Origin of the sequence: Wolbachia endosymbiont (group B) of Pammene fasciana, assembly GCF_947251495.1 — a bacterium.
GTDB lineage: Bacteria > Pseudomonadota > Alphaproteobacteria > Rickettsiales > Anaplasmataceae > Wolbachia.
Map to the genome: position 1 here is coordinate 1,016,949 of NZ_OX366360.1, position 13,766 is coordinate 1,030,714.

Below are 13,766 nucleotides of genomic sequence, written 5' to 3' on the forward strand. Positions count from 1 at the left end.
GTCAGTTCTTAAAGATAGGTTGTTTGCTATTATATAATGATAATAGTTCAAAGCTTCTTCTCTCTACCATTACTGGTTTATTTATCCACATCACCTTCCTTCCCTTTTATGATTAATGTCAGAATCGAAACAAAGTCCAAAAGAATCAGCTCGCTTTTGATCTTCGGCAATCTCTTGATCAATTTCTTCAACATCGTAACCCAATTCTGAAACAACTTCTGAGCGACTCTTGAAGCCATTTCTTACTGCCATTTGCTGTGCTTGTTGGTCTTTTAAAGGATCAACCCAATCAAACCCTTGTGGTACCCATTTTACTTCTTTCAGCGTTTGATCATCTGTTGTAGAAAGTTTTCCAGATAAAAGAGCAAGCTCTAGCCATCTATTCCATATAGGTCTGCAAAACTGATATACCATAATATTATGCTGCAACATTGAGCATCTTCTTCTGAACTCTATTAACCCTGCACGAATAGATGAATAATTAACACCTGTTAAATCTCCTGTTAGTTGCTCATATGTTATTCCTGTGCCTATTGCAATAGCTCTCAGTTGCTGTCTCATGAATGCTTCATAACTTCCTCCAACATCAGATGGCTCTGAAAACTTTATATCCTCACCTGGATCAAGTAGTTGCATAGTACCAGGTTCTAGGCCAGATAGTGCTACTCCTTGCTCATTACTTTCACCTTCTCCCATGATATTTGCTTCAGGATCGAGTCTCGTAATGAATCCCGCAAACATTGCAGCAGTCTTTTTTCGTACTAATTCTGCATCATCATATTGGTCAAGTTCGTAAAGTTTTAAAAGCACGTTAGAAAGCCATGGTTCCCCTCTAATTTGTCCAGGTCTTAATGGTCTATAAATATGTAAAACATCATTTGCTGGTACTCTCACTGATTCACCAAACAAACCTTCACCTGGGTGCTCTCTAAATAAGTAATATGCTTCTCTTTGACCAAGTCGGTTAAATTCAATGCCATTACGGATTATGTTACCATTTGCTAAAGTTTTATTTGTTTTATTGTCTAAATGTTCAGACTCAAGTACTTGCAATTGCAACGGCACACAAAGACCATCTTCTCGTTTTCTTGTTCTTAATCTTACAAAACATTCTCCTCCCTCTATCATACTTCTGCATACTAGAGCTTGTAATCCATAAAAATCACTTATTCCACAGCTATCTGCTTCATCTGTCCATCTTAGCCATAATTCTTGCACCTTCTTTCGAAATTCTCCATCTTTTGATTGTGGTTTTATTCCTGTTCCAATAGAGTTACTTACTATCGTATCAATTATATTTGCAGCGTAAGGATTTTTTCTCACCATATCACGTGATCTACTACGTAAAGTTTCAAGGCTTTGAGACAGCAAATTGTTTATACTTCCTAACTCTGGTTGAAAGTGAAAAAATCTTCTTCCTGAGTCTGCTGCATCCCACGCTGAGCCTTTTATCTTTGGCTTACTAAATAGTTGTTTGAACGATTTTAATAGCATTTTGCCTCTTTGATTATGCAGCAGTTTGTTGCGCAATTTGACATTAAAAAATTACAGCAAGCTGCTGGAGAGTCTGGCTGTTAACACTTTATAAATTATGCATGAGGCTCTTGCACAAATACCAACGCTTATTCTGGGCTGCGTTCATAAATGTCCTTCCGATGTCCCATTGCAGTAATAGTTACTGTGTGTTTTGAGTAATTTATCCTATAAATTACACGATAATCACTTACTCGTATCCTAAAATACCCTTTGAATTCATGCGATAATGCTTTACCTATTGCTTTAGGGTTGGTTGCAAGACGACTATCTACAGCTCTTCTCACTCTAGATCTTATCGTTTGTGGTAATGCAAGAAAGTCCTCCTCAAGAACTCTTTTTGAATAGATAATATCGTATCCCAGCTTGTATCTCCACCTTTAGACTGTTTTTGCAGATAATATTCTATTCCAATCTACATCCTCACTTCTAATTTCTTCATCACCTCTAGCATCACGCTCAAGAGAAAGCTTAGCCAACTTTATATCTACTTCATCTATTTCATCATCTTCTTCAGATAATTTGCTTGCTTCAATTTCTTCTTCCACTAGGTCCTTTACAACTTCTCCTATAGTTCTATTTTGAACTTTTGCCATTTCTATAAGGTAGTGAGCAAATTCCCCCTCAAAATTTACATTAACATTAAGCCTTTCTTGACTTTGATCCATATTTTAACTAGAAAATACCAATTTTAAACTATAACATTTTTACACAATTTTGTCAATCCCCTTACTTGTCGCAATCACAATTCTTCTCTTCGGTCTCACACCTGCAACTTTCAGTTCAGCTTTAATACGTTGTCTTAAGCTTAGCAGGTCATTTATCTGAACTTCAGCATATCTCACAACATGGTCACCATATGCAATTGATACTACTCGCTCTCCGTTTTGCAGCTTCTTTATCGCTTCTTCGACTTGACTTAAATATTCTTGATTGTACATTTTACTTCTCATTCAACCATTTACTTTGCCTCACTTTTTTAGGCTTTTTGCTTTCCATTTTTCCACTTAAACTATTCCATTTACTCTCTGGCCATCTGTCTACTCCCAGTGCTATCGATGCTGCTCTTGCGTAAATTCGGCAATCTAGTACTTCATTTCTTTCTCTTACCTTCTGCCACTCTTGTTTAGTGTATCCTTTTACTACTTTGCTGACTAATTGCTCTGCCGTTAGTTGCTTAAAATATTCAGGTGCATACTCAGGAAAATGACAATATCCTGCTGGCACTTTTTCTTTTTCCCCGTTTTTTAAAACATTAAGTAATTGAAAAAGCTCTGACTTTAATATCGATACTCCTACTGGCCAGAGCTTTATTCCTCTCTTTAGCTTTTGACCACCAACTGTTATATCTACTCTACTTGGGCTGCTCAGTGGCACTAGGGCTTTATTTACACCTTTGACTGCCATTACTCTTCCAGATCCTTGATGACCTCTTACCCAGTTGTATACTTCTTGCGTTGCATATCCAGCATCTACCGCCATCATGCTTATCATATATTCAAGCCCATTTTCACCGATAAAATGATGATTGAGGAGCTCCGAAAGCTTTCCCCATACTTCTCCTCCTCCTGTATCTCCTTCAAATACTCGGTAGTCTATTGACCAACTTTCACGGCTTTTTCCCCATGCTACAACTTCTACTTCTAACCGATCTTTTTGGACATCTACTCCTGCTGTGAGAACCACTTCACCTTTTGGTACTGTGCCTACGGGAAAAAATTCTCTCCTGTTAAATAATTGCTTCCAATCTGGTACTTCTCCTTTATCTACCCAGGTTTCTCCAAGCGTAGTATTTATCCAAACCTTCAGTAATTGTTCGCTTTCCTTTGCATGGAGAAAGTCCTCTACTGCTTGTTGCCAACTATACCAGCCTACTGGACTATAAAGACTTGAAAGATGAAATCCTTTTTTCTCCCCTTCTTTTGCCCCTGTAGCTCTCCATTCTCCACGGTCTAGCATCTCTGTCTTTTGATGATTTTCTATCTTTTCACCACATTCTATACACATATAGTGTGCTGTATTTGGATTTTTATCTTCCCATTTTATTTGTGACCACTTTAAAATTTGGTAATAATTACAATGCGGACATGGTACAAAAAAATATCTCTTGTCTGTAGCTTCAAATTCCTTCTCAATTCTGCTTATTCCATGAATCGTTGGCGTTGATACTAAAAAGATCTTTCGCCGTGCAAATGTATTGGTACGAGCTATGCTGAGCAGTACTGGATCTCCTTCTCCTCCTGAGTCTCCTGGATATGCATCTATTTCATCAAGAAAGAGGTATTTTACTGGCATAGAGCGAAGTCCTACACTGCTATTTGCACCTGTTATTACTACAATTCCACCTGGAAATTCCTTACTTTGTACAGTATTCCCTGAATCTCTTGATCTTGGGTCTTTTACTTTACTTTTTAAACATGGTGTACTTTCAATCAGTGGCGCAAATCTTCCTTTTGACCAACGTTTTCCCATTTCAACTGTTGGCTGTACTACTAGCATTGGCCCTGGTGTTTGATCGATGATATAGCCTATCCAATTGTTACCAGCTTCTGTTCCCCCAATCTGCGCTCCTTTCATGAATACTACTTTTTCTGCAGGTGAAGAAGGAGAAAGTGAATCCATTATTTCTTTTAAATAAGGAGTTCTTTCTGTTCTCCATTTCCCTGGCTCTGATGCTGCAGTTGGTGCTAGAACTCGATACTCATTTGCCCACTCTGATACTTTAAGCTCTGGATCTGGTCTTAAACCTTCAGAAAATGATGTGGCGTATATCATATTGCTAGCTCTTCACCATCATTAGATGATACTTCAACATCACTTAAATTAGGACTACTTGTTTTCTCACTTTCGAGTTCATTCAACCACTATGGATTAAAATCCAAAGATTGAGAGAGAGCATAGAATGCTAACTTTCGACTTGAAAGTCACCAAATTTATCTTCTTTTTTAGAGTGATTTTCAATATAATTTTTTATCATTTCGTCAGTTACATTTCCGCTAGTCCTGACAAAGTAGCCTACTGCCCACAACCCAATATCTCTTTTTTAGCTCTGGAAAGTTTTGCTGGATTTTTCTGGAACTTTTTCCTTTTATTAACTGCACTAACTTACTAATACTTAAGTATGGGGGTACAGAAACGTATACGTGTACATGACTTGACGCAACTCTACCTCTGATAATTTCTACTTGATTATTTGCACATACTTCTTGTACAACTTCTTTAGCTTTCTGTCCAATATCTCCAACTAGTACTGGATATCGATATTTTGTTATCCACACTATGTGATATATATACAGAGTGACTGCTTTTTCTATAATATTCCACATTCTTTCAGATTTTTCACCTTAAAATTATATTCTTAAAAGGATGGACTTCAAGTCCAGGGTTTTTCTCCCAAATTTGGGACAATAAATTATCCTTATCCTTAAGCTTTTCATTGCTAAATAATCTGTATGCACCCTTAGCTTCTTTCCATCCACTACAGCTTTGATTAATTGATCCAGACACCTTACCCTCTATACAATAGCCTGTTTTAATAAGTCTCTTATTAAGTCTTGTATCTCCTAAATTAACGTGTTTTAACTCTCTTTCCAGCCATTTATCCCCTAAGCCATCAGTATATTGCACATTTGTACTTACTTCACTCATTTTAATCCCAAATTTATTTGGTATCCATTTTACTCACTTTTTTATTTGTGGGTAAAAGTGAGATTTGAATCCGATTGAGAAGTTCTGATCAAGCACGCCATAAGAAAGTCTCTACAAACCTTTTGGCCCAATATTAATTCGGCTATTGATTTTGTCTTTCAGAGTGCTCGAGCAGATCTGACTTCGGTTAGCTATAGCAGCTATAATGTGCTTGCAACAACTAATTCACTACGGCAACTGCACCGTGACAGTGTTTGTATTTTTTTCCAGAGTTACAAGGGCACTTGTCATTTCTTGAAACTTTTGGAAGTCTGCTATTTTTAGTAGAGCGTGACCTATTGCCTATTTCTTGATTGTCTAGCAACTTAAAGTGCGCTAGGCGGTGAATGGTAAGCTCCCTCCACTTTTCAAGCATCGACTCAAACATTAAGAAAGCTTCGCGTTTAAATTCATTCAGTGGGTCTTTTTGCCCCATGGCACGCAAATTTATGCTTTGTCTTAGGCTCTCTAAGACCGAAAGGTGCTCCCTCCATAAATGATCAAGTGTCATGATCATCACTTGTTTCACTATCGTATTCCACAAATCTGTAGTTTGTTGACTATTGAAATATTTTTCTTTCTCAGTAAAAAATTCTTGTATTTTGTCATTTATATAATCCAAGGCTTCTTGTTTATTCAAAAACTCTGCTAGATTAAGCGTTATCCCGTATCTTATGTGGAATTCTTTTGCAATATCTTCAACATAATCTTCGTAATAACCACTTTGTACTATACCTTCTATTATATCCTCATTTACTTCACTATATACTTCAACTAAATCATTGATTTCATTGTTTAAAATATGATTTCTCTGCTTAAAAATAACCTTACGTTGATTGTTAATTACATCATCAAACTTTAGCAAAGACTTCCGCACATCATAATTTCTAACTTCAACTTTCTTCTGTGCTTTCTCAAGTGCTTTATTAATCCATGGGTGATGAATAGCTTCATTGTTCTTTAGTCCCACTTTTTGTAAAAAATTCCTCATTCTATCAGAGCCAAATATTCTCATTAAATCATCTTCAAGTGATAGAAAGAACTTAGAAAGTCCAGGGTCACCCTGACGACCAGAACGGCCACGCAGTTGATCATCTATTCTCCTGCTTTCATGCCTTTCGGTTCCGATAACACATAAGCCACCAGCTTTTATAGCAATTTCCTTATCTTTTTTTACTCTTTCGACTATTTCTTGATATTTTTTTTCTCTTTCATCAGCATTTTTTATTTTCTCGAGCTCTATTTTTGCAATCATTTCAACATTTCCACCAAGCTGAATATCAGTTCCACGTCCTGCCATGTTTGTTGCTATAGTAATGCTGCCTGGTATTCCAGCTTGCGCTATTATGTACGCTTCTTGTTCATGATAACGAGCATTTAGTACTGAATGCTTAAGAGAATAGCTTTGCAAAAGCGCAGAAAGTTTTTCAGAGTTTTCAATACTTACCGTACCAACAAGGACTGGTTGTAGGCGTTTGTGGCATTCTTCTATGAACTTCAATACAGCACTAAATTTTTCTTTTTCTGTGCCATAAATTTCATCGTCAACATCTATTCTTTTAACAGACACATTAGTTGGAATTTTTACTACATTTAATCTATATATATCATGAAACTCCTCTGCCTCTGTTACTGCTGTTCCTGTCATACCAGAAAGTTTGTTGTACATACGAAAGTAGTTCTGAAATGTGACTGATGCTAAAGTTTGACTTTCATGCTGAATTTCAAGATTCTCCTTTGCCTCCAATGCCTGGTGAAGACCATCAGAATATCTCCTACCTTCCATCATGCGCCCAGTAAACTCATCAATAATTACCACCTTACCGTTTTTCACTATATAATCTTTATCAGCAGTAAACAGCTTATGTGCACGAAGTGCTTGATCTATATAATGAGTCAGTATAATATTGCTAGTATCATAGAGCGAGGAATTTTCAGGAATGATGTTATACGATTTTAGTAATTCCTCCACTCGTGAAATGCCATTTTCAGTGAGGAACACTGCTCTACTCTTTTCATCGACTTCATAGTCAGAATCAACTAATTTGATTACTATTTTATTGATATGCTTATATATCTGATTATTTTCCTCAAGTGGGCCAGAAATAATGAGCGGAGTACGCGCTTCATCAATCAGTATAGAGTCTACTTCGTCTACTATCGCGTAATTGAAGCCTCTCTGAACCATATCTTCTTGAGAAAATTTCATATTATCTCGTAGATAATCAAAGGCAAGTTCATTATTTGTTGAGTATACGATATCTGCGCTATAAGCCTTTTTTCTCTCGTCGTCTGTCAAATTATTTGTAATAAATGCAACAGAAACTCCAAGAGAATTATATAATTTACTCATCCACTCTGTATCTCGTTTTGCAAGATAGTCGTTAACAGTTACGATGTGCACACCTTTTCCTTCTAAAGAATTTAGATATGCAGCTAAAGTTGCGACGAGTGTCTTTCCTTCTCCTGTTTTCATTTCTGATATCATGCCATTATGGAGAACCATGCCACCAATTAGCTGAACGTCGAAATGCCTCATGTTAAGGAATCTTCGTGATGCTTCTCGTACAACCGCAAATGCAGGTACGAGAAGGTCATTTAGTGTTTTTCCATTTTTCAGTTCTTGTTTTAATTCCGCAGTTTTACTAGCAAGATCCTCATCAGATAAGCTCTGCATTTCTTGCTCTAGCGCATTAATCTGCTGAGCAATTTTTCTGAAGGATTTTATTATCTTCTTGTTCGTTGATCCAAATATCCTTTTTATAAAAAAAAGTGACAACGTAAAGATGAAGAATATAAGAATAGTTGTTAAAACTAACGTAGAGTCTGGCATAAACTTAGGTAAAGTTTTATTTAATATGAGATTATATTACTAAACGTAACCTGCGGCAATTAGATTCAGAAAATCTTTATTTACAAACTAAGGAAAAGATCCTTGCAGATGAAATGTAAAAGAGTCTATTTATTTTATTAAATATTATAATTAATAATTAAACTTTCTTGATAAATTATTAAAATAGTCTTAAGCTACATGTATAAAACGGTTAGTGGAGTTACAATGTTAAGCAATATTATAAAAGTAAAATTAGAGAAAAATAGTTGTCCTTTTGAAGAATTAGAAGAATTTTTTGCTTCATTAAAATTTGGTACAAAAGGGTTTAAAGATTCTTCATTCAACCACTATGGATTAAAATCCAAAGATTGAGAGAGAGCATAGAATGCTAACTTTCGACTTGAAAGTCACCAAATTTATCTTCTTTTTTAGAGTGATTTTCAATATAATTTTTTATCATTTCGTCAGTTACATTTCCGCTAGTCCTGACAAAGTAGCCTACTGCCCACAACCCAATATCTCTTTTTTAGCTCTGGAAAGTTTTGCTGGATTTTTCTGGAACTTTTTCCTTTTATTAACTGCACTAACTTACTAATACTTAAGTATGGGGGTACAGAAACGTATACGTGTACATGACTTGACGCAACTCTACCTCTGATAATTTCTACTTGATTATTTGCACATACTTCTTGTACAACTTCTTTAGCTTTCTGTCCAATATCTCCAACTAGTACTGGATATCGATATTTTGTTATCCACACTATGTGATATATATACAGAGTGACTGCTTTTTCTATAATATTCCACATTCTTTCAGATTTTTCACCTTAAAATTATATTCTTAAAAGGATGGACTTCAAGTCCAGGGTTTTTCTCCCAAATTTGGGACAATAAAATTAGTTTGCCAAGGATGGGGTGTGCCGTAGAGACACAAAGAAAGATCAGAAATGAGCAAACTAAGTGCTTAAGCTGCACAATAGATGAGGGAAAGGTCCCTCACAGTCGGCTTGCAAGAGCAGGCTTTAAACAACCATAAGCTGCTTTGATAAAGAGTCAAGGTAGTGAGAGTTATGGATAAAGGCACAAATACGTGTCATGTACGAAATAGAGAGGCGAATGAAAATGAACCACTGATGAAGTGTCGAAAGGGCTGAAACGACGTCAAAACCAGGAGCTCCCATCTCTCCTGGGATAGATCTACAAAGAACTTGCTTACTGGGTAGGTGGCGTGAAACTATGTAATAGTTTAGACTTAATCTGACAGGCATAAATTAACTGACAGAAGAATCGACGAAGTCAAAACCGATATCAGAATCTGTTTTAATGTTATCAATATTTTTTTGGTAAGCAATATGCATACTATCAAAAAAGGTCTGCATAGGAGTCTTACCATAGCAATATTTACCGGAATGAGGTCTAGCTCTATTGTAAGAATGCAACCAATGATCGACATCTAACTGGAGTTCTTCCAAAGTACTATAAATCTTTTTCCTAAAAATAATATTATAACATTCATCTTGCATAGTTCTATGAAGCCTTTCACATATACCATTAGTCTGTGGAGAGTAAGCTTTGGTTCTAGAATGATCAATATTTTCTACTCCCAAATATAACTGGTACGCATGATTTCCTGGCTTGCCACAATACTCTGTACCACGATCGGGAATGTTCAAAAAAGTGTGTCAAGCCGCATTTTTAGTTCAACTCAATTTTCAATCTGTTGGGAAAGAAGATGTCAAGTTGAGACATAGTTAAAGCCCAATTAGGGAGAGCCATAATCCACTTTTGCTCCACTTTTTTTATAGCACAATATACCAACTTATACAAGGCATTTGTACTGGTAAATGAGCCCTTGGTTTTAATGAATTTCCTGATTCGTCTATGCAACCCCTCAATTGGATTGGTGGTATAAATTAGCCTTCTAACAGGGCCAGAATACTTAAAATAACCAGACAAATTTTCCCAATTGTTTTGCCACGATTTTATGACCAAAGGATATTTTTCACCCCATTTTTCTTCCAGCTCAAGCAAATAATTTTCAGCGATTTCTTTACTTGAAGCACGATATATTTTTTTCAAATCATTCATGAAAATTTTCACATCTTTGCTGGATACATATTTCAATGAATTTCTTATCTGATGCACTATACATATTTGTACTTCTGCTTTGGGAAATACACTATTTATAGCCGCAGGAAAACTTTTTAGACCATCAACACATGCAATCAGAATATCCTCTACCCCTCTTGTATCTTGTAAAAAGCATCTAATGTTTTAAGCTTAAGCATTAGGTGGAGGAGGGAAGAACTCTGTTTCCCCTCTTAGATATAAAATCTGTAAGAAAGATAAGAGTTCCCTCCTCAAAAGTATAGGCTGGACGGTATCGTAGAAAGACCTAAATGGCTCTAATTCTGTATCCACAAGGTTAGCCTTACTTTTCGTTTTAAATGGTAACGTATGGGGTTATATATGATCAACAACTTTCTTGGAATTGATGTATCAAAAGATCGCTTTGATGTTTTTCTTTCATTCATAAGTAAAAAAGAAAAGCGTGAAACTAGGAAAAGAAGCTTTAAGAACGATGATCTTGGGTTTCAAGGTCTGCTGAGTTTTCTACAAAAGCATAATGTGGAAGAAGTAAAGTCATGCATGGAGGCTACTGGTTGTTATAGCGAAGCTTTGGCTGAATTTCTGCACAATGCTGGACATTTTGTTAGTGTTGTAAATCCTTATTGTATTAAATCTTATACAAGGAGTAAACTCGTAAGACAAAAGAATGATCAGACTGATGCAGAAATTATTGCTGATTATTGCCAAAGACAGGAACCAACTCGTTGGACACCACCTTCTTCTGAAATGAAAAAATTAAAACATCTTTATCGTTGCTCAGTTGCGTTAAAAGATGAATTAGCATTAGTAAATAACCACCTAGAAAAAAAAGAGAGACTGCCTAAAGAAGTTGCAAATGCTTGGGAAGACCTTGCAATGAATATAGCTCAAAAAATAGAAACAATAAAAAACTCCGTACGTGAACTATTAAAGCAACACAAAGAGTTGTTGGAAAATTTTCAACTTCTACTGACTATTCCAGGCATAGGAGAGGAATCAGCAGTAGCTATTTTAGCTGAAATCCCTGACATAAAAGCTTTTAGAGATGCCAGACAATTGGCAGCATATACAGGAGTTATACCGAAAAATATAACATCAGGTTCATCTGTACATTCTAAACCAAGATTAAGTAAATCAGGTTCACAAACATTACGTAAGGCCCTTTTCTTTCCTGCCATAGTAGCCAAGAATCACAATCCTATCATTGTGAGTTTTTGCCAAAGACTAAAGAAGAAGGGTAAGCATAATATGGCAATTGTGGGAGCTGCAATGCGTAAGCTACTCCATATCATTTTCGGTATCCTGACATCCAAAAGTGCTTTTGATCCAAATCATATCAAGAATTACAGAACTAGGATGTTGACTGTAGTTTAAAATCAAAAAATGCTTCCAATCCATTCAACATATTCACTAACTGTAATCTGTGTACTGTTACACAATCAGAAGTATTTTTTGATTTTATGATACAGCTTGAGTAATTTTTTTGTTGACTAGCAAGACAGTATCTCTCTTTTAGGTCATTTAACACTCCTAACCAGAACTTCACTTTCGGCTAAATAAAAGCCTAGTACTTCTTTTCTGCCATTTTGATCTATGCCTAATATATTATACATGCATTTACTTACGCAATGCCCGTCCTCCTTGACTTTGAAAAACATGCCATCCATGAATACTATTGGATATACAGATTGCAGTGGACGACTGCGCCATTCATTGATTAACGGCAGTAATTTGTCGGTAATACTTGATATCTCTGCTGCCGATATTTTGTGGTCATACATCTCCTCTACATGCGATGCTATGTCCCTATACCCTTACTATTACCCACAAATGTAAATGGACTTATAAATAAAGGATTAGAATATTAAAGTTTGTGAATATTGAGGGTATAAAAATGGCAAACAAGGGTAATGAATGGGCTAGAAATGAATTGGGGGATGCTGCACTTGGAGATAAAAGACTGACAGATCGATTAGTAAATATTGCTGATAGTTTAATAAGTTTACCTGAAAGTTCAATCAATCAAGCATGTGGAAGTTGGTCAGAAGCAAAAGCAGCTTATCGTTTTTTTCAAAATGAGAATGTAAAAGGAAGTGATATCTTAACATCGCATATTGCAAAAACTGTTGAAAGAACAAAAACTCATAAAAGGATTCTTGTGATTCAGGATACAAGTTGCATTTCATATATGGGACATGAAAAAATAAGAGGATTGGCAGTTGTTTCAAAAAAACAAAGTAAAGGTATTATGATGCACACAGCTTTTGCGATTAGTACAGAAGGCTTGACATTAGGAATACTAGACCAAAAGCTTTACTCGAGACCATCTATATCTAAAGAAGACCAAGAGCTAGAAAAAAGAAGACGTTGTAGAAACGTTAGTATTGAAGATAAAGAAAGCATAAAGTGGCTAGAAAGTTTAAAGAAAACAAATGAAATTATAGATTCAACTCAAACAGAAACTATAACGGTATGTGATAGAGAAGCAGATATTTATGATTTTTTTGAGCTTGCTTACCGTCTTAATTCAGCGGTTTTGATAAGAGCTTGTAGAAACCGAAACGTAAATAAAACATCTAGGTATTCTCGAGAAGAAAAATTATGGCAATTTATAGAAAGGGTTCCTTGTACTGGAAAAGTAGAAGTTGAAATTCCGGCTAGAGATAACAAGCCAAAAAGGATAGCATCTTTAGAAGTTATAGCACTTCTCATAATAGTCCAAAAAAGGTAAGATATGGATTTATAGTAGTGATGGTAAGCATGCCAGCAGCATATAGTTATGACTTAAGGAAAAAGGTAATGGAAGCATTGGATGAAGGAGAGAGTGGAGAAACTGTTGCCAAGAGATTTAAGATCGGAAAAACAACTTTATATGAGTGGAAGAAAAGACGTGAGAAAACGGGAGATTTTCAATCAAAAAAGCCTGGAAGCGTGGCATAAAATTACCGACTGGAATGCATTTACCGAATTTGCAAATGAGCAAGGTGGTAAAACTCAGTCAGAGATGCTGGGGCAATATTAGTAGACAAACAATTCATCGAGCACTTAAAAATATAGGATTCACAAGAAAAAAAAGACCTACGGATATAAAGAAAGAAATGAAGAAAAGCGAGCTCAATTTTCAAAGGTTATAGCAACAAAAGAACCTAAAGAATTAGTGTATATAGATGAGTCTGGCATTGATAACACTGAACCTATGGGTATTGCCAGAAAGGACAGCGGTTTTATGCCCTAAAATCTGGAAAGAAAACTCAACGAATTAGCATGGTTGCAGCCTTAAGTGGAAGAAAAATAATTGCTCCGTTAACCTTTAAAGGCCACTGCAATATGGATATCTTTAATAAATGGTTTGAGCAGTTTCTGACACCGATTTTGGAACCTGGACAAACTGTTATCCTTGATAATGCTACTTTTCATAAGTCTAATAAGATTTGCTAAAGGAGTTGGTGCAGAAATTTTATATCTTCCTCCATATTCTCCAGATTTCAACAAAATTGAGCATTATTGGTTTGCTATAAAAAACAGAGCCAGGAAAAACATTCCTCTATTCGAATCCTTTCGTCGTGCTGTTGATTCTGCCTTCCTATGACCTGTTCGGACTATT

9 protein-coding genes and 7 pseudogenes are annotated in these 13,766 nt (G+C 35.9%); 4 read left to right on the forward strand and 12 right to left on the reverse strand.

The annotated features are described in order from the left end of the window. Positions 1-90 precede the first annotated feature (90 nt). From OPR29_RS04720 to secA, 8 genes and pseudogenes are all read right to left on the reverse strand, one after another. On the reverse strand, positions 91-1,494 hold the full coding sequence (locus OPR29_RS04720) for a phage portal protein (protein ID WP_265025148.1): 1,404 nt from the start codon (positions 1,492-1,494) through the stop codon (positions 91-93). A gap of 128 nt (positions 1,495-1,622) precedes the next feature. Beyond that, positions 1,623-1,820, reverse strand: coding sequence for a type II toxin-antitoxin system RelE family toxin (locus tag OPR29_RS04725; RefSeq protein ID WP_237350101.1), 198 nt, complete (start codon positions 1,818-1,820; stop codon positions 1,623-1,625). A 93-nt stretch (positions 1,821-1,913) separates the two neighbouring features. Further along, positions 1,914-2,201, reverse strand: a complete 288-nt coding sequence (locus OPR29_RS04730; RefSeq protein WP_007302904.1) for a hypothetical protein — start codon at positions 2,199-2,201, stop codon at positions 1,914-1,916. Positions 2,202-2,240: 39 nt separating this feature from the next. Then, complete coding sequence (locus tag OPR29_RS04735; protein ID WP_213863749.1) at positions 2,241-2,474, reverse strand: gpW family head-tail joining protein; 234 nt, start codon at positions 2,472-2,474, stop codon at positions 2,241-2,243. A 1-nt stretch (position 2,475) separates the two neighbouring features. Further along, on the reverse strand, positions 2,476-4,308 hold the full coding sequence (locus tag OPR29_RS04740) for a phage terminase large subunit family protein (protein WP_265025149.1): 1,833 nt from the start codon (positions 4,306-4,308) through the stop codon (positions 2,476-2,478). Positions 4,309-4,438: 130 nt separating this feature from the next. Then, positions 4,439-4,857: pseudogene (tnpA, locus tag OPR29_RS04745) on the reverse strand (IS200/IS605 family transposase). Between the two features lie 15 nt (positions 4,858-4,872). Beyond that, entirely contained in the window at positions 4,873-5,181 is a 309-nt protein-coding gene (locus OPR29_RS04750) for an IS4/Tn5 family transposase DNA-binding protein (RefSeq protein WP_038227401.1), read from the reverse strand. A gap of 220 nt (positions 5,182-5,401) precedes the next feature. After that, complete coding sequence (gene secA, locus OPR29_RS04755; protein ID WP_264376958.1) at positions 5,402-8,053, reverse strand: preprotein translocase subunit SecA; 2,652 nt, start codon at positions 8,051-8,053, stop codon at positions 5,402-5,404. Between the two features lie 225 nt (positions 8,054-8,278). On the opposite strand from secA, the gene OPR29_RS04760 reads away from it, so the two are divergent. Beyond that, the gene (locus tag OPR29_RS04760) at positions 8,279-8,425 is read left to right on the forward strand and encodes a hypothetical protein (RefSeq protein WP_007302910.1); all 147 of its coding nucleotides are present in this window, start codon (positions 8,279-8,281) and stop codon (positions 8,423-8,425) included. Between the two features lie 16 nt (positions 8,426-8,441). Here the strand turns inward: OPR29_RS04760 and tnpA (OPR29_RS04765) are convergent. The 3 pseudogenes from tnpA (OPR29_RS04765) to OPR29_RS04775 all read right to left on the reverse strand — a co-directional run. Continuing rightward, positions 8,442-8,860 (reverse strand): annotated as a pseudogene (tnpA, locus tag OPR29_RS04765) (IS200/IS605 family transposase). 464 nt (positions 8,861-9,324) lie between these two features. After that, positions 9,325-9,720: pseudogene (locus OPR29_RS04770) on the reverse strand (integrase core domain-containing protein); the annotation flags it as partial. A 28-nt stretch (positions 9,721-9,748) separates the two neighbouring features. Further along, positions 9,749-10,300 (reverse strand): annotated as a pseudogene (locus OPR29_RS04775) (IS256 family transposase); the annotation flags it as partial. Positions 10,301-10,522: 222 nt separating this feature from the next. Here OPR29_RS04775 and OPR29_RS04780 point away from each other — a divergent pair. Beyond that, positions 10,523-11,536: an IS110 family RNA-guided transposase gene (locus OPR29_RS04780; RefSeq protein WP_264376686.1), complete on the forward strand. Its 1,014-nt coding sequence runs from the start codon at positions 10,523-10,525 to the stop codon at positions 11,534-11,536. Positions 11,537-11,666: 130 nt separating this feature from the next. Here the strand turns inward: OPR29_RS04780 and OPR29_RS04785 are convergent. Beyond that, positions 11,667-11,976 (reverse strand): annotated as a pseudogene (locus tag OPR29_RS04785) (transposase); the annotation flags it as partial. A gap of 80 nt (positions 11,977-12,056) precedes the next feature. Here OPR29_RS04785 and OPR29_RS04790 point away from each other — a divergent pair. After that, positions 12,057-12,860, forward strand: a pseudogene (locus OPR29_RS04790) (IS4 family transposase); the annotation flags it as partial. A gap of 62 nt (positions 12,861-12,922) precedes the next feature. Continuing rightward, positions 12,923-13,751 (forward strand): annotated as a pseudogene (locus OPR29_RS04795) (IS630 family transposase). Positions 13,752-13,766: the final 15 nt, after the last annotated feature.